Origin of the sequence: Arthrobacter sp. SAFR-023, assembly GCF_051965295.1 — a bacterium.
Taxonomy (GTDB): domain Bacteria; phylum Actinomycetota; class Actinomycetes; order Actinomycetales; family Micrococcaceae; genus Arthrobacter.
The window spans coordinates 26,905-42,885 of the sequence record NZ_JBQCMF010000011.1; the positions used below are offsets into that span (position 1 = coordinate 26,905).

The following is a 15,981-nucleotide window of genomic DNA, read 5'->3' on the forward strand; positions in this document are numbered from 1 at the left end:
CCTGAATGAGCGCCAAACACAGCGGGCCGTCCGGCGTGGACGGCCCGCCGGTTTCCCCTACGCCCCCAGCCACCCCGGTTCCCTCACCGGATCCGGTTCCCTCACCGGGTCCGACGACGGCCGGCGGGTCCCCCACGCGAGGTACCCCCGCCGCCGTCGTACTCAGCCCTGGCACAAGCGGCGACGTGCCGGTGCGGGCGGCGGGGATCCAGCTCATCGGTGAGGCGAAGGCGTCCGGGTACCGGGAGGCCCCTTCGCTGGTCCGCCGAGCCGACGGCCAGACCATCCAGCTCACCCGGCTGCTTTTTCACGTCCTCGAAGCCATCGACGGTGTTCGGGACGTGGATGAGATCGCCGAGGTGGCCAGCCCGCGGTCAGGCCGGCTCATCACCGGAGACAATGTCAGGACGCTGATCGAGGGGCAGCTGCTGCCACTTGGCCTGCTGCAGCTGGCGGACGGGTCGCAGCCGGAAGTCCGCCGAACGGATCCGCTGCTGGGCATGCGATTCCGGTACACCGTCACGGACCCGGAACGCACCCGGAGGCTGACGGCCCCGTTCGCGGTGCTGTTCAATCCCCTGATCGTGGCAGTTGTCGCCGGGGGATTCCTGGCATCGTGCTGGTGGGTCCTGATGGTTAAAGGCCTGGCCTCCGCCACGCACGACGCCTTCGCCAACCCTTGGCTGCTCCTGCTGATTTTCGCCGTCACGGTACTGTCGGCCGGCTTCCACGAATTCGGCCACGCCGCTGCAGCACGCCGCGGCGGTGCTACTCCCGGCGCGATGGGTGCCGGGCTCTACCTCGTCTGGCCAGCCTTCTACACGGATGTCACCGACTCCTACCGGCTGGGGCGTGGTGGCAGGCTGCGGACGGATATGGGCGGCCTGTACTTCAACGCCATCGTCGCGATCGCCACCATGGGTGTCTGGTGGGCGACAGGTTTCGATGCGCTGCTCCTGGTGGTGCTCACGCAGATCCTGCAAATGGTGCGCCAACTCCTTCCTCTGGTCCGCTTCGACGGGTACCACATCCTGGCCGACGCCACAGGAGTGCCCGACCTCTTCCAGCGGATCCGGCCCACTCTGCACGGGCTTCTGCCCTGGCGCTGGGGCAAGCCTGAACCCGAGGCGCAGGCCCTTAGGCCGTGGGCGCGGGCCATCATCACGGTCTGGGTCCTGGTCACCGTCCCCCTGCTGCTGCTCAGCCTGGTGCTCATGGTTGTCTCCTTCCCGCGGCTCCTGGGCACGGCGTGGGCGAGCCTGCAGCATCAGCAAGCCCTTCTGTCCGGAAGCCTTACGAGTGGAAACGTTGCTGACGGTGCCGTGCGCGTGCTGGCGATTGCCGCCGTCGTCCTTCCCGTGCTGGGCGTGGTGTACATGCTGCTGCGGCTGGCGCGGCAACTCCTCACGGGCCTCTGGACCAAAACCCGGGGCAGGCCCCTGCAGCGCGCGACCGCCTTGGCAACGGCGGGCGCCGTCGCCGCCGGGCTGGCGTGGGCGTGGTGGCCAGGGCCCGACAACTACCGCCCGGTGCAGCCCTACGAACGCGGGACCCTCGCCGATGCCACGGCCGCCGTCTATCCGGCCATGGCTGGTCCCGACGGCGCCCTTCACGAGGGCCGGACGGGGCAGACCGTGGCGCTCTGGCCGGACGGAACGGCGCTGCCCACGCGGGAGGAGCCGCAACTCAGCATGGTGCTCGTGCCGAGGCAAGGAGCAGCAACCGCATCCGCTCCGGGCCAAACGGAACGCAACCAGCCCGGCCCGGCCCGAGACCAAAGCCCGGGTACGGCAACCGGTGACGCCGCGCCGCCGTCGTGGGTCTTTCCCTTCGACAAGCCCCCGGCCCCGGAAGAGGACGGCAACCAGGCACTCGCCGTGAACAGGACCGACGGCTCCGTTACTTACGACGTCGCGTTCGCGCTGGTGTGGGCCGAGGACGGGCCGGTGGACACCCGCAACGAGGCGTACGCCTTCGCCAGTTGCAGGGACTGCGCGGCGGTGGCCGTCGGGTTCCAGGTGGTGCTGATCGTTGGCCAGGCGGATGTGGTGGTCCCCGAGAACCTGTCCGCCGCCGCGAATTACAACTGCGTCCGCTGCCTGACGTACGCCCTGGCCAGCCAGCTGGTACTCACCCTCGACGGGCCGCTCAGCACGAACGGCATGGCCCGGCTCAATGCGCTGTGGCAGGAGATCGCCGAGTTCGGACGCACCCTGCAGGGCGTTCCCCTGTCCGAGATCGAGGGACGGTTGGGCGCCTACAAGGAACAGCTCATGGAGATCATCCGAACCGATCCAAGCGCCAAGCCCGAAACCGGCACGGGCGCGCCGTCGCCCGGATCATCGCCGTCGCCCGGAGCCACTGGCGGGTCTGACCCGGGCTCAGGATCCCAGCCGGGTGCACCGACGCCGGGGCAGCCGGCCGTCCCGTCGCAAGGTGCGCAGTCGCCGGGCGCAGCATCTCCGGGTGCGCCGCCGCCAGAAACGACGGCGGGCCCTGCGGTTCCCGCGCCAGCCTCCACAGGTGCGGCCCCGGACCCCGCAGTTCCCGCACCAGCCCCGACAGGTGCGGCCCCGGACCCGGCGGCTACGGGTCCTGCCAGCGCGGCGCCCGGGTCACCGACGCAGGACGCGGCCGGCCCGTAGACCCCCGGGCGGCGAAATAACGAGCGCGGGCCACGGGGTGCCCGCTGAACGGCGATGTGTCCCAGGCAACATATATTTGAATGATGCTCTCGGCGCTCAAGAAATACCTGCTGCTCCCCAAACTGGTGAAGTTGTCCTCGAATGCGCCAAAGGATCCCGGTGTGGCCTGGGACCAGTACTGGGGGCGGGTGGGAGCCACTGGCGCCCGAGGCGACGTCCTGTGGGATTCCGGCAGTGACCACGAGCTGCAGGCGTATCTGGAGCACCTGACGCGGCAGCTGGACCCCACCATTCCCCTCGTCGATGTCGGGTGCGGCAGCGGCGTCTTCAGCCGCGCGCTTGCCACCTACTTTCCGTACGTTCTGGGGGTGGACGTCTCAGCCAACGCCGTCGCCCGTGCGGCCACCGAATCAGAAGGGCTGGCGCGGGTCTCCTTCGTCGCGGCCGACATGACAAGCGCCGCGGGCACCCGTGCCGTGGCCGACGCCCTGGCCGCAGCCGGATTCTCCGGTGAAGCCAACATCTTCATCCGGGGCGTCTTCCACGTGCTGAAACGGCCTGCCCAGGCGGCGTTGGCCGGGCAGCTGCATACGCTCGTGGGCAAACGCGGCCGCGTGTTCCTGGCCGAGACTAACTTCCGCGGGAATCCCATCGAGTACGTCAGCCATCTTGGTGCGACACCGCACTCCATCCCCGGACCCCTCGAAAAGGCCATCCGCGCCCTGCCCATCCCCGGCCGCTTCGGCGCCGAGCAGCGCCGGCGGGCCTTTCCGGAGGCGCAGTGGGATGTGGTGGAAGACGGTCCGGTCACCATCGAAACCCGGCCCCTCAGGTCCGTTGACCGGCCGGAACAGATTCCGGGCTATTTCGCGGTGCTCCAGGCACGCTGAGGGCGCGAAGGAGCCCGCCGGAGAGCCGGCGGGCAGGACCTGGGGCTACCTGAGCTTCAGCCAGGCGAGGGCGTCGGCCTCGGACGTGAAAAACCTTGTGGGGCACGGGAGCTTGTTGATGCCCAGGAAGAAGTTGGCCATTACCCGGTCTACCGGAGACGAACCGAGCAGCGCGATCCTTGAGGCCTGGCACGGACGGCCGAAGACGGCACGCGCGCCGCGGCTCACATCGGCAGTCGTGGCCATGTCCACGAGCATGGGATGCCGGTTCTGACCGCAAAGGAGGTTCACCCTCTCCATGGCAGCCTCGGCATCGGCCTCGGTGATGCTGGCGTCCCGCGCCCAGGTCAGCCGAAGGAGGTATTCGGGATCCAATTCCAAGTCGAACAGTGTGTGCGGGCCCGTGCTGTGGGAATCCAAATCAAACCTCCGCGGTGGCTAAGGGGACAAGTATCAAGGTACAGCCATTCCGTCCGCGGCCAACGCTCCGCGGACTGATAATGTGAGTCCAAAGTCACGGTAGCCTCAAAAGGCACTTGCAACACAGGGGGCACATGGTCCAGGCACCGGCGGAGTCTGCCTCCGCACCTCGCGAGGCGGTGGTCGCCCTTACCGACGCCGCCCGCCTGGACGCCGTGGCGTCGGTTCTCACCGATGCGGGTTTTACCGTCCGTAAAGCGCCCGACGCCGGATCACTTGCCGATGCGCTGGAAGGCAACACCGCCGCCGTCGTACTTCTTGATACCGAACTGACGGACGGGTACGCGTGGGAGGGCACCCCCGTGCTGCTGCTGGTGGACCTCGCCGGTGACTTCGACCTGGCCCAGCTCGAACCGTGGGGCATCGCCGACTACATCTCCTATGACGCAGCTGCCCGGGAGCTGACCCACCGGGTGGAAACGCTGATTGGCCGGGCCCGGGAACGCCGCCGCATCCGGGCTGAAGCCGAGTTCCTGCGCGAAAGCCTCCGGAACGTCTCGGCCGCCATCCGCGGCACCAACAGCCCCCAGCAGATGGCGGGGCACCTGGTCCGCGGCTTCGGGGAATCCCTGGGGGTGGACCACGTCTGGTTCACCACGTTCCAGGATTCGCGCGTGCCAAGGATCAGCGCCCAGTGGTGCCTGCCCGGCCACTCCAAGCTGCCGGACACGCTCGGCTCCTTCGAGGATGCTGCCCGGGAGCAGACGACGTCGCTGTGGTCGGCCGCCGAGGCCCTCGCGGTTCCGGACCACCAGAGGGAACAATCCGCAGCACTGGCCGAGGGATTGCGGGAGTGGTCCGGCCTGGGCCCGGTCCGCGCGTCGGTTGCCCTGCCCGTGGGGGAAGGCGAGACGGCCCTGGGGATCGTTTGGATAGCGCAGGTGTCGGCTCCTCGCGACTGGACCAGGGCCGAGATCGCCCTAATCCAGCACGTCGCTGGCAACCTCGCCCACAGCCTCATCCAGGGCCACCTGATCAGCGCCCAGTTGCAGGTGCTGCAGCAGCTCCGCGAACTGGACAAGGCCAAGACAGACTTCCTCGCCACGGTCAACCACGAGCTCCGCACGCCGCTCACGTCCATCACGGCCTACCTCGACATGATCCGCGACGGAGCCGGTGGCCCCGTTCCCGCGGGCATCGAATCCATGATGGACGTCATCTCGCGGAACTCCGACCGCCTCCGACGGCTGATCGAGGACATGCTCACGGTCTCCCAGCAAGACACCCCCGGCAACCTGAACCTCAAGCAGGTGGAGCTCGGCCAGGTCCTGCGGATCGTCGTGGCCGCATTGCGCCCGCTCGCCGAGTCGCGGAACGTCACCATCGCCGGCGCCGACTCGCACGAGGACGTCAAGGTCCAGGCCGACGAGGCCCAGCTGGAGCAGGTCTTCACCAACATCGTGGCGAACGCCATCAAGTTCACGCCCCATGGCGGCCGGATCAGCATCACCTTCATGTCCCTTGACTCCGCGGGCGGGAGGTCCTGCGCCGCCGTGAGCATCACAGACACAGGGGTGGGGATTCCCGATCAGGAAATCGCCCAGGTGTTTACGCGTTTCTACCGGGCATCCAATGCTTCCTCAGCCGCCATCCCGGGCAGCGGCCTGGGACTCGCCATCGCACAGGACATCGTCCGCCGCCATGGCGGCTCACTGGACCTTTCGTCCGTTCTGGGCAAGGGAACCACCGTATCCGTGACCCTTCCGGTCGACGGACCCCAGGCCGAGGAGAACGCCGAGGACGACCACGACGCAGGGTCCGGCGGCCCCACGCCCGACGCCTAAACAACCGGCTTAGCCCAAACGAAAGCCGCCCCGGCCATTATGGTCCGGGGCGGCTTTTCACAATTTTGCTTGGCCAGGGGCCAATCCTAGTGGGGCCACCAGCCGACGCTGGCGTAATTGACCTCGGAGCTCGAAGTGGAGGTCGTGGAGATGTCCTTGTCCTTCGAGGCCGCGTTGGCAGGAGCAGCGAAGCCTGCAACTGCAAGGATGCCGGTCATAACAAGTGTTGCGGCAAGTTTCTTCATCCGCTGTCCCTTTCGTTGTTTGTAGCTGTAAACCGAATTGCACATTACGGCGACAGTATACGGTCATCAGATCAAGGTTTGGTCAAGTCAAATCCTGTCAATTCCGAAGGATTCGCCATGTTTTTTTCGCCCGTTCTTGCAATTGCCGTAACAACCGTGGTTCTGCCCCTTACCCGGTCCTCCCACGGACGGGATTGTGGATAATTGGGAGCATGCCTATGCAGCGTGACCTGTCCCCCTTCGTGATTGCAGAGCTGGCTGCGCGCGAAAGCTGGAAGCGGCGGGACTACACCGCCGGACACGACCAGGCCGGGCACGCGGCGGAACTGGCCCGGGAGGCCGGTGACGAGCTGCGCTGGTGGAAGATGGTCCTGCTACAGGCCGAATGCCTGCGGGACCAGGGCGCCATGCAGGAGTGCCAGAAGCTCGCCGCGGAACTCGCAGCCCATCCGGTTGCGGGTTCGGCCCCCGATCTGGGTGCCCGCGCCGCCATGCTGCTGGCACATTCGTTGCAGGGCCTTGGCCGGCTCCACGAGGCGGTGGATGCTGCTTCCACCGCAGCCGCTCTGGTGGCCGGCGACTTCGAAAACGTTTACCTGCACATCCACGCCCAGCAGGCACTGATCGCCGCCCTCGGGGAAAGTGGCCGGCTCGAGGACGCCTGGGAGGAGTGCATGGACCTGGAGTCGCTGCTCACCGAGCACGTGGACGAAGATACAGCCGGCAAGGCCTATTGGGTTATTGGCAACGTCGCGTTCCTCAGCAACCGGGTCAGCGAAGGCGGCCACTACCACGACCTGGCCGCGGGCAAACTTTCCCCCTCGCAGGACGTCGACCTGTGGGCCAGGTTCAACCGCGCCTCCGCCGAAATGCGCCTGCAGGCTAAGCTGGCTGACGCGGCAACGCTGCGCTGCATCGAACGCGCGGAACTTGCCACCGAAGTGGTGGGCGGCAGCGAACGGGACATCCTGGAGATGTCACTGGTGCGTGCCCACTGGTGCTTCCTCACCGGGGACATGGAAGCGGCAATCAGCCTCCTGACTCCGCTTCGCAGCAAGTTCCCCATCCTTGCCACCCAGACCGCGGCGGAAGCCACCTTCATCCTGGGCAAGGCACTGATGGCGCAGGGACACGAACCGGAATCGCTGCGAATGCTTGACGATGCCGCTACGCTGTTCGATACAGCTGCTGCACCGGAGCGTAGCGCCACCGTCCGTGGCTTCATCGCCTCAGCGGAGCCTTCGGACCGGCGCCAACAGCAATTTCTCCAGGGGGGGTAAATGCCAGAAGCCAGAGTGTTTCCCGGTGCCGCGCCGCTGCAGCCCACGGCGCCTCCCGCCGCTGCCGTCTTTACCGTGCTGCCCGACCTTGCCGTCAAAGCGGTCCTCCCGCCCGGCGCGCACCTTAACGAGACCGCGGCCGCCCACCTGCACCGCCGCCTCGGCGAGCTGGCGGGAGAACGGAGGGTCGCCGTCGTACTTGAACTCACGGGAGTGGCCTCCGTGACCCGCGCGGCACGTGCTGCCTACGCAGCGATCCCGTCGGTGTCCGCCTGGGCGATCCTGGGCGAATCGCCGGTGGACAGGCTGCTGGGGCACTTTCTGCTGGGCGGCGAATTCAGCTCCGTGCCGGCCCGCTATTTCACCGACGAAAACGACGCCCTCGACTGGTTGAGCCGCCTTGACGACGTTCTCTAACGACGATCCCCGGCTGGGGAAGCTTCTCGACGGAATCGTCCGCCTGGCAGCCGGGGAACTCCACTCGCGCATTGAGATTTCCGAGGCCAGGGACGAGCTGGACGCGGTGATCATGGGCACCAACCTGCTCGCCGAGGATTTGCAGATCATCTACCAGGAGCTCGAGCAGCGCGTGGAACTGCGCACGCGCATGCTCAACGCGGCGCACGAAGAGCTGCAGCAGATGGCGCTCACCGATTCCCTGACCGGACTCTACAACCGGTCGGCGCTGGTCAGCGCCGTCAACGCGGCCCAGGCAGAGGTGGCCGACGGCGGGCCTCCGCCGGCGCTGCTGCTGCTGGACCTGGACGCCTTCAAGAGCATCAATGATTCGTACGGCCACTCGATGGGCGACCAGGTGCTGGCAACGGTCGGCGCACGGATCCGTTCGTGCGTGGGCGACGGCGGCATGGTGGCCCGGCTGGGCGGCGACGAGTTCGCCGTCCTGCTTCCTCCCACCACGCCGGCCAAGGCGGCCGCCGTCGGAAACCGGATCCTGGATTCGCTCAACGAAACCCTGCAAGTGGACGGCAAGACCATCCGCTGCGGCGCGAGCCTGGGGCTTCGGATTGCGGATCCCGGCGAGACGTCGGAGGAGCTGCTGATGGAGGCGGACATCGCGATGTACGCCTCCAAGGCCGATGGCCGCAACAAGCTGCGGGTGTTCGAACCGGCCATGCTGCATGCCCGGCAGCTCCGCAACCAGCTGGTGGGGGAACTGCGCGAGGCTATCGCTAATGACCAGCTGGTGCTGTACTACCAGCCGGTCATCGAACTTGCCTCGGGCAAAATCGAAGGCGTGGAGGCCCTGGTCCGTTGGAAACACCCCAAGCGCGGCCTGATTATGCCGGACGAATTCATCCCCATCGCCGAGGAAACCGGCCTCATCTCGGAGCTGGGCAACTGGGTGCTGAAGAATGCGGTGGAGCAGCTCCGGCTCTGGCGATCGTCTTCCGCAACCGGCCGGCACAATTTCGACATGCGCATCAACATTACGGCGGCGGACCTTCAGCGGCTCCAATTCATTGAGGACGTCCGGGAAGCGCTCACCGCCGCCGACCTCGAGCCGGGCCTGCTGGTCCTGGAGCTCACGGAAGGCGCGATCATCCAGGGCAACGAGCTCGACAGGTACACGCTCGCCAGCCTCCGGAAGCTAGGCGTGGGCCTGGAGATCGACGACTTCGGCACCGGATACTCGTCCATCAGCTACCTCCGGCGCCTGCCCGTGGACCGGGTCAAGGTGGACCGGACACTGCTCACCGCCCTCGGCAGCGACCCCGCGCAGCCGGCCCTGATCGCCGCCATCCACCAGCTCATCCGGGCCTGCGGGCTCGAGGCCGTGTGGGAGGGCGTTGAGAACGCGGAGCAGGCCGAGCACCTGCGCAGCACGGGCTGCATCAGCGGGCAGGGCTACTACTTCAGCCGCCCCCTCCCCGCCGCGGAGTTCACCGACCGCCTCGCCACGCAGGACGTCTGGCCCGGCTGAGGACCGCTGATTGGCTCGCGGGTTTCGACAAGCTCAACCAGCGGGGCGCAATGGACGAGCGCCTAGCCTCCGACGACGGCGGCTGTTGCCTCGGCGATGGCGCGCTCCTCGTCCGTGGGCACCACCAGCACGGGGATGGCGGAGGCCTCGGTGGAAATCAAGCGGGGTTCCCTGGACCGCTCACTGTTCAGCCCGGCGTCGAGCTCGATGCCCAACGCCCCCAGCTTCTCCCCCACCAGGGCACGGAACTGGTGCGAGTTCTCGCCTATCCCGGCCGTGAAAACCAGCGCCTTCGCCCCGCCGACCGCCACGTGGTAGCCCCCGATGTACTTGGCCAGCCGGTAGGAGGTGACAGCCAGGGCAGTGGCCGCGCGCGCATTGCCGGACTCGGCCGCCTCCACCACCGAGCGCATGTCGTTGCTGCCGGCCAGCCCCTTGAGCCCCGACTCGCGGTTCAGCATCGAATCGAGGTCCTCGGCGTTCCAGCCGGTGCGGGCCAGGAACACCAGGATGGACGGATCCAGATCGCCGGAGCGGGTGCCCATGACCAGGCCCTCCAGCGGCGTGAAACCCATCGAGGTGTCCACGGATTTGCCGCCCCGGATCGCCGTGACGGAGGCGCCGTTGCCGAGGTGGGCGATCACGCCGTCGAACTCCTCCACGGGGATGTCCAGCAGCGCGGCGGCACGGTTGGTGACGTATTCGTGAGACGTGCCGTGGAAGCCGTAGCGGCGGATCCCGTGGTTGGTGTAGAGCTCGTCGGGAACGGCGTAGCGCCAGGCGTGCTCGGGCAGACTGCGGTGGAAGGCGGTGTCGAACACGGCCACCTGCGGCATGTCCGGCCACTTCTTGGTGATGGCGCGGATGCCCAGCACGTTGGCAGGGTTATGCAGCGGCGCGAGCGGGTTGAGCCGCTCGATGGCACGGGTGATCTCGTTGTCGATCAGCACGGGCTCGCCGAACCGCTCGCCGCCGTGCACCACCCGGTGCCCGACCGCGTCCAACTGCCTCTCGCCCAGCACCTCATGGATGGCCGCGTCCACCTGTTCGAGGGCTTCGGCATGGTCCGCCGGGCCGACCACTTCGCCGTCGCCCTGGCCGCCGTTGGACACCCCGATCCGCTCGATCAGTCCCTCGGTGAGCACGCTGCCTTCGGCGACGTCGCGGACCTGGTACTTGAGCGAGGACGAGCCGGAGTTGATGACGAGCACGAGCATGGGGCCTCCTAAGCCTGGGCTGCTGAAACGGCGGACGGTTCTGTACTGGGTTCTGGGGCGGGTTCCGCGGTCTGCGCTTGGATGGCGGTGATGGCCACCGTGTTCACGATGTCCTCCACGGTGCAGCCGCGGGAGAGGTCATTGACGGGCTTGCGCAGCCCCTGCAGGACCGGCCCGACGGCGACTGCTCCGGAGCTCTGCTGCACCGCCTTGTACGTGTTGTTGCCGGTGTTGAGGTCCGGGAAGATGAACACGGTCGCCTGCCCGGCCACGGACGAGCCAGGCATCTTGGATTCGGCGATGGAAGCATCCACGGCGGCGTCGTACTGGATGGGGCCTTCGACGGCGAGGTCCGGGCGGCGCTCACGCACCAGGTCGGTGGCCTGCCGGACTTCCTCCACGGCCTCGCCGGAGCCCGAACCGCCGGTGGAGTAGGACAGCATGGCCACCCTCGGCTCCACGCCGAACTGGCCCGCGGTCTCCGCCGAGGCCAGTGCGATGTCCGCGAGCTGCTCCACGTTCGGATCCGGGTTCACCGCACAGTCGCCATAGACCAGCACCCGGTCCGGCATGAGCATGAGGAACACCGAGGAGACGATCTTCACGCCCTCCCGGGTCTTCACGAACTCCAGCGCCGGGCGGATGGTGTGGGCCGTGGTGTGCGCTGCGCCGGAGACCATGCCGTCCACGACGCCGAGCTGGACCATCATGGTGCCGAAGTAGCTTTCGTCCTGCATGACCTCCAGCGCCCGGGCCAGGTCCACGCCCTTGTGCGCCCGCAGCTCGGCGTACCTGGCGGCGAAGTCCTGGCGCAGCTCGGACGTTGCGGGGTCCACGATGTTGATGCCGGCGAGGTCGATGCCCCGGCTGGCCGCGAGCTCCCGGACGTCGGCTTCCCGGCCCAGCAGCGTCAGGTCGCAGACGTCCCGGCGGTGCAGGATCTCGGCGGCCTTCAGGATCCGGATGTCCTTGCCCTCCGGCAGCACGATGTGACGGCGCTGCGAGCGGGCCCGTTCAATGAGGTCGTGCAGGAACCGCAGCGGGGTCATTCGCTCGGCGCGGGGCAGGTGCAGGCGCTCGAGCATCTCGGCCTCGTCCACCTGCCGGGACCACAGCCCCAGCGCGGACGCCACCTTCCGCCGGTGGCCACTCCAGATCTCACTGCGGACCTCGGAGACGCGCCGGGCCGTGGTGTAGGTGTCGTCCTCCGTGGCGAACACCGGGAACGGGGCGGAGGCCAGAAGCGGATAGATGTTGGCGTCCGGGGCCAAGCCGCCGGTGAGGATCAGCCCCGACGGCACCGGGAACTCAGGCGAGAACGACGACGCCAGGCAGGCCACCATCACGTCCGCCCGGTCGCCGGGCGCAATCACCAGCGCGCCGTCGTCGAGCACGTTCAAAAAGTTGCCCACGTTCATGGCGGCCACCTTGACGTCACGGACGTCCCGCTCCATGTCCGCGCGGCCGGCAATCTGCTGCAGGCCGAGGACGGCGCCCACCTCCCCGGTGGTGGGCCGGGCGATGTCCTCCAGTTCAGGGAAAACGTACACCGGCCGGCCGGAGGCGCCCGGCTTCACCGCGGCGACGATTGCGTCCACGTCCTCCGGGTCCGCCCGGTTAACCATCATGGCCAGCAGCGAGCACTTCTCGGCGGCCAGCTCCTTGCGGGCAACGTCGACGGCGGCCGCAGCCTCCGCCACGCTGCGACCCTTGGCGCCCACCACCGCCACGACGGGCGCGGCCAGGTTGTTGGCGAGACGCGCGTTGAGGTCGAACTCGACGGCGGCGTCGTGGCCGGTGAGGTCCGTGCCCTCCACGATGATCACGTCGCAGTGCCGGCCCATCTCCGCGAAGATCTCCACACAGCGGGAGTCGATGTCTTCGCGCCTGCCCTCCGCGAGCAGGCCTCGGACTTCGGTGAATGTCAGCCCTCCGCGGCAGCGATCGTCCCCGAGATCAAAGCGGGACTTCATCAGCGCCACCATCGGATCCGCGCCGGCGTCCTCCCCATGGACCACCGGCTTGAAGAATCCGATCCGGTCCGCGTGCCGGTGGAGCGTGTCCGCCAGGCCCAGCGCTATGAGCGACTTCCCCGATCCCGGAGTGGTCGCACTGACATATATCCCTTTGGCCATGTTCTGTCCCCTGGTTGGAAGCTCCTGCATGGAACGTACTGCATTGGACGTGCCGGTGTGCTGACTTGCACGCGCCGGGGCGCGCACTCCCCCATACTTTCACTTGTTGCCTCGCTTCCGGGAGCAGACAATGGTGTTGATTGCCACGTCGGCGCACATTCGCCGTCCGGACCCGGAGTGGGCCAGCGCCCCGGGACCGGCCCATCCGCAGCAGCCTCCCGAGCTGCAACGTTCCTGAACGATGGTGGTCCCGATGAACCCCGCTGGCCGCGCTTCCGATCCATCCGCAGCATCGTCCGCCCGTCCCCTGCGCCGGCTCATCGCTGGGCTCCCGGTGGCAGCGTTCGCCTACCTTGGAACGCGCCAGAGCCTGCTGATCGTGGCCCTCCTCCACGCCTCGTTCAGCGCCTCGGAGCCGCCGAAACTGGCAGTGTTCGACGGCGCCTGGCAGCAGATTGCCGCGGCCACCGTTTTGCTGGTGGTCCTGGCGCTGCTCCGGAAATTCCGCACACTGACGGCGGAGGCGGGTCATGGCGCAGCCGTCGCCGGCTGAGCAGCCCATGCCCGCCGGACGGGCAGTGCCCGCTGACGGCGGGGACCGCCGTCGGACCCGGAAGGAAGGGGCGCGGCGCCGGGCCCTGGCCTGGCCGGCGGGCCACCGGCTCCCGCTGTTCTTTGCTCTGGCGTTCGCCATTTCGTGGATGCTTTGGCCGTTGACCCTCCTCAACCCGGACAGCTCGCCCCTGATACCATTCGGACCCGCTTTGGCCGCGGCCATCACCGCCTACCTCGCAGGCGGCAAGGCCGAGCTGCTGCGACTGCTCCGGCAGCTCGCCCGCTGGCGCGTGGCCGGCCGCTGGTACGCCGCCGCCATGGGACTGCCATGCCTGCTGGTGGCGGTCTCTGCCGGTCTCACCGTCTCCGGCGGCGCACCCGAGCCTTCGCTTGGCCCGAACCCCGGCTGGTTCATGCTGCTGGGCACCTTCGCCTTCACGCTGGTGGCCGTGGGCCTCTTCGAGGAGCTGGGCTGGCGCGGCTACGCCCTGCCGCTCCTGCAGCGGGACCGCCCCGCCCTGTCCGCGGCGCTGCTCCTCGGGCTGGTGTGGGCGGCATGGCACCTGCCCGAGCTGCTGTCGGATCCCACCGGGCAGCGGCCGCCGCTTCCGTTCCTGCTGATGGTCCTGGCGCAGTCCGTGCTGCTGGCTTGGCTCTACAACACCAGCGGAAGCGTGCCCATTTGCATGGTCTTCCACGCGGCATTCAACACCTCCGGGGCCCTGGTCTTCCCCGCCATGCTGGGGCCCGACTACCTTACGCTCTGGTGGACCGTGGCGCTCCTCCATGTCCTGGCAGCGCTGGTGGTCATTGCCGTCGCCGGCCCCCTCCGCCTGGCCCGCACCCTTGACACGCACCCCTCCAATGGGATTACCTAATGAACATTCGGTAAATAAAGCTGGAGGCAACGACGCATGGCTGAAACGGCAATCCCCGGTGTGGCCCACCACATCCTTGAGAACGACTACGCCTCGGAATGGATGGGCATAGAAGTCCTCGCCGTGAGCGACGGCCACGCAACCATCCGGATGACCCTCCGGCAGGAAATGCTCAACGGCTTCGGCATGGCCCACGGCGGAATGATCTTCGCCTTCGCAGACACCGCTTTCGCCCTCGCCTGCAACCCCGCGTCGCCCGCCGACCCCGACAGCATCACCGTTGCTGCCGGCGTCGACATCAACTTCCTCAAGCCGGCCTACCACGGCCAGGTGATCACCGCCGTCGCCGACCGCCGCTCCAGCGCTGGCCGCAGCGGCCTTTACGACATCCAGATCTTCGCTGCCGATCCCGGTGCTGGGGCCAGCGCCGGCCAGCCGGGGGAACTCATTGCCGAGTTCCGCGGACGCAGCCGTACCATCCCCAAGAAGTAGGAAGCAGACCATGACCCTCCACGCCCCTGAACCCACCGTCGCTGCGCGCACTGTGGCCGTCCCCGCCGCCATCGACGCCATCCTGGACCCCGAGGAGACCATGTCCCGGGACGAGCTTGAGGCGCTGCAGCTCAGCCGGCTCCAGCACACCGTCGCGTACGCCTACGACCGGGTCCCGCTGTACAAGCGCAAGTTCGACGACGCCGGCATCCACCCCTCGGACCTGCGTGAACTGACTGATCTCGGCAACTTCCCCTTCACCACCAAGGAGGACCTGCGCCAGGAGTACCCGTTCGGCATGTTCGCGGTGCCGCAGAGCGAGGTGGCGCGCGTGCACGCGAGCTCGGGCACCACGGGCCGGCCCACCGTCGTCGGGTACACCAAGCAGGACCTGGCCGACTGGGCCAAACTGGTGGCCCGCTGCCTCCGCGCCTCCGGCGTCCGTCCGGGCATGAAGGTCCACAACGCCTACGGCTACGGCCTGTTCACCGGCGGACTGGGTGCCCACGCCGGCGCCGAGGCCCTCGGCTGCACGGTGATTCCGATGTCCGGCGGGCAGACCGAGCGCCAGATCCAGATGATCCAGGACTTCGAGCCGGACGTCATACTGGCCACGCCCACCTACCTGCTCACCATCGCCGATGCCATGGCGCACATGGGGATCGACCCGACCTCCACCTCGCTGAAGTACGCGGTCCTGGGTGCGGAGCCATGGACGCAGGAGATGCGGCACGAGCTTGAGGTCACCATGAACATCAAGGCATGCGACATTTACGGGCTCTCCGAGGTCATGGGCCCCGGCGTCGCGGGCGAATGTGTGGAGACCCAGGACGGCAGCCACATCTGGGAGGACCACTTCCGGCCGGAGATCATCGACCCCTTCAACCCTGCCCCGGGCAAGGAGAACGTGCTGGGCGACGGCGAGCACGGCGAGCTGGTGTTCACCTCGCTCACCAAGGAAGCCCTGCCGATCATCCGGTACCGCACCAAGGACCTCACGCGCCTGCTCCCCGGCACCGCCCGCCCGGCACATCGCCGGATGGGCCGCATCACCGGCCGCAGCGACGACATGATCATCCTCCGCGGCGTGAACCTCTTCCCGTCCCAGATCGAGGAAATCGCCCTGCGCATCCCCGAGCTCAGCCCCCACTTCCAGCTCGAACTGACCCGGCCGGAGGGCCAGCGCATGGACCAGCTGACCGTGAAGATCGAGCGCCGTGACAATGTCACGTCCGAGGACAGCACGACGGCGGCCCGCACCCTGCGCGAGCAGATCAAGATCCACGTGGGTTCTTCGTGCACCGTGAATGTGGTGGAGCCAGGCTCGCTCGAACGCTCCAACGGCAAGCTGCGCCGGATCTACGACCTGCGCCCGAAGGGGTAAGTCCATCCGCACGCCGGGACCCGCCAGCCGGCGGGTCCCGGCGCCAGGTTCAAC

General features: G+C 67.9%; 14 protein-coding genes. 10 read left to right on the forward strand and 4 right to left on the reverse strand.

All coding sequences use genetic code 11. The features are described 5' to 3' along the window. The first annotated feature begins 5 nt into the window (after nt 1-5). Nucleotides 6-2,645 (forward strand): hypothetical protein, encoded by a 2,640-nt coding sequence (locus ACTHQX_RS12935; RefSeq protein ID WP_440157776.1) that lies wholly within the window; start codon nt 6-8, stop codon nt 2,643-2,645. 83 nt (nt 2,646-2,728) lie between these two features. Next, entirely contained in the window at nt 2,729-3,535 is an 807-nt protein-coding gene (locus ACTHQX_RS12940; RefSeq protein ID WP_440157789.1) for a class I SAM-dependent methyltransferase, read from the forward strand. A gap of 45 nt (nt 3,536-3,580) precedes the next feature. Here the strand turns inward: ACTHQX_RS12940 and ACTHQX_RS12945 are convergent, their stop codons facing one another. Further along, a complete protein-coding gene (locus ACTHQX_RS12945; RefSeq protein ID WP_440157788.1) occupies nt 3,581-3,925 on the reverse strand; it encodes an STAS/SEC14 domain-containing protein in 345 nt (114 codons plus the stop codon). A gap of 164 nt (nt 3,926-4,089) precedes the next feature. Between ACTHQX_RS12945 and ACTHQX_RS12950 the strand changes: the two genes are divergently transcribed. Beyond that, a complete protein-coding gene (locus ACTHQX_RS12950; protein WP_236804964.1) occupies nt 4,090-5,799 on the forward strand; it encodes an ATP-binding response regulator in 1,710 nt (569 codons plus the stop codon). 86 nt (nt 5,800-5,885) lie between these two features. Here ACTHQX_RS12950 and ACTHQX_RS12955 read toward each other — a convergent pair whose 3' ends face one another. Then, nucleotides 5,886-6,044, reverse strand: coding sequence for a hypothetical protein (locus ACTHQX_RS12955; RefSeq protein WP_236804965.1), 159 nt, complete (start codon nt 6,042-6,044; stop codon nt 5,886-5,888). A gap of 212 nt (nt 6,045-6,256) precedes the next feature. Between ACTHQX_RS12955 and ACTHQX_RS12960 the strand changes: the two genes are divergently transcribed. The 3 genes from ACTHQX_RS12960 to ACTHQX_RS12970 are packed head-to-tail and all read left to right on the forward strand — an operon-like array spanning nt 6,257 to nt 9,266. Continuing rightward, the gene (locus ACTHQX_RS12960) at nt 6,257-7,324 is read left to right on the forward strand and encodes a hypothetical protein (RefSeq protein ID WP_236804966.1); all 1,068 of its coding nucleotides are present in this window, start codon (nt 6,257-6,259) and stop codon (nt 7,322-7,324) included. Next, entirely contained in the window at nt 7,325-7,741 is a 417-nt protein-coding gene (locus tag ACTHQX_RS12965; RefSeq protein WP_236804967.1) for a DUF7793 family protein, read from the forward strand. Next, nucleotides 7,725-9,266, forward strand: coding sequence for a putative bifunctional diguanylate cyclase/phosphodiesterase (locus tag ACTHQX_RS12970; protein WP_236804968.1), 1,542 nt, complete (start codon nt 7,725-7,727; stop codon nt 9,264-9,266). Before ACTHQX_RS12965 ends, ACTHQX_RS12970 begins: the two co-directional genes overlap by 17 nt. A gap of 62 nt (nt 9,267-9,328) precedes the next feature. Here the strand turns inward: ACTHQX_RS12970 and ACTHQX_RS12975 are convergent, their stop codons facing one another. Together ACTHQX_RS12975 and pta are read right to left on the reverse strand one after the other, a co-directional pair. Then, complete coding sequence (locus tag ACTHQX_RS12975) at nt 9,329-10,483, reverse strand: acetate kinase (RefSeq protein ID WP_236804969.1); 1,155 nt, start codon at nt 10,481-10,483, stop codon at nt 9,329-9,331. An 8-nt stretch (nt 10,484-10,491) separates the two neighbouring features. Continuing rightward, entirely contained in the window at nt 10,492-12,618 is a 2,127-nt protein-coding gene (gene pta, locus ACTHQX_RS12980; RefSeq protein WP_236804970.1) for a phosphate acetyltransferase, read from the reverse strand. Between the two features lie 253 nt (nt 12,619-12,871). Here pta and ACTHQX_RS12985 point away from each other — a divergent pair, with 253 nt between their 5' ends. Genes ACTHQX_RS12985 through paaK form a run of 4 tightly spaced genes read left to right on the forward strand, consistent with a single transcriptional unit; the run spans nt 12,872 to nt 15,927 of the window. Beyond that, a complete protein-coding gene (locus ACTHQX_RS12985) occupies nt 12,872-13,171 on the forward strand; it encodes a hypothetical protein (protein ID WP_440157775.1) in 300 nt (99 codons plus the stop codon). Further along, nucleotides 13,149-14,051: a lysostaphin resistance A-like protein gene (locus ACTHQX_RS12990; RefSeq protein WP_440157774.1), complete on the forward strand. Its 903-nt coding sequence runs from the start codon at nt 13,149-13,151 to the stop codon at nt 14,049-14,051. Before ACTHQX_RS12985 ends, ACTHQX_RS12990 begins: the two co-directional genes overlap by 23 nt. A 36-nt stretch (nt 14,052-14,087) precedes the next feature. Beyond that, the gene (locus ACTHQX_RS12995) at nt 14,088-14,543 is read left to right on the forward strand and encodes a hotdog fold thioesterase (protein ID WP_440157773.1); all 456 of its coding nucleotides are present in this window, start codon (nt 14,088-14,090) and stop codon (nt 14,541-14,543) included. Nucleotides 14,544-14,553: 10 nt separating this feature from the next. Beyond that, the gene (gene paaK, locus ACTHQX_RS13000; protein WP_440157772.1) at nt 14,554-15,927 is read left to right on the forward strand and encodes a phenylacetate--CoA ligase PaaK; all 1,374 of its coding nucleotides are present in this window, start codon (nt 14,554-14,556) and stop codon (nt 15,925-15,927) included. Nucleotides 15,928-15,981: the final 54 nt, after the last annotated feature.

Coding starts and splice junctions, on each gene's coding strand:
- ACTHQX_RS12935 (WP_440157776.1), top strand. CDS start 6: ATGAGCGCCAAACACAGCGGGCCGTCCGGCGTGGACGGCCCGCCGGTT.
- ACTHQX_RS12995 (WP_440157773.1), top strand. CDS start 14,088: ATGGCTGAAACGGCAATCCCCGGTGTGGCCCACCACATCCTTGAGAAC.
- pta (WP_236804970.1), bottom strand. CDS start 12,618: ATGGCCAAAGGGATATATGTCAGTGCGACCACTCCGGGATCGGGGAAG.
- ACTHQX_RS12955 (WP_236804965.1), bottom strand. CDS start 6,044: ATGAAGAAACTTGCCGCAACACTTGTTATGACCGGCATCCTTGCAGTT.
- ACTHQX_RS12965 (WP_236804967.1), top strand. CDS start 7,325: ATGCCAGAAGCCAGAGTGTTTCCCGGTGCCGCGCCGCTGCAGCCCACG.
- ACTHQX_RS12975 (WP_236804969.1), bottom strand. CDS start 10,483: ATGCTCGTGCTCGTCATCAACTCCGGCTCGTCCTCGCTCAAGTACCAG.
- ACTHQX_RS12985 (WP_440157775.1), top strand. CDS start 12,872: ATGAACCCCGCTGGCCGCGCTTCCGATCCATCCGCAGCATCGTCCGCC.
- paaK (WP_440157772.1), top strand. CDS start 14,554: ATGACCCTCCACGCCCCTGAACCCACCGTCGCTGCGCGCACTGTGGCC.
- ACTHQX_RS12990 (WP_440157774.1), top strand. CDS start 13,149: ATGGCGCAGCCGTCGCCGGCTGAGCAGCCCATGCCCGCCGGACGGGCA.
- ACTHQX_RS12960 (WP_236804966.1), top strand. CDS start 6,257: ATGCCTATGCAGCGTGACCTGTCCCCCTTCGTGATTGCAGAGCTGGCT.
- ACTHQX_RS12950 (WP_236804964.1), top strand. CDS start 4,090: ATGGTCCAGGCACCGGCGGAGTCTGCCTCCGCACCTCGCGAGGCGGTG.
- ACTHQX_RS12940 (WP_440157789.1), top strand. CDS start 2,729: ATGCTCTCGGCGCTCAAGAAATACCTGCTGCTCCCCAAACTGGTGAAG.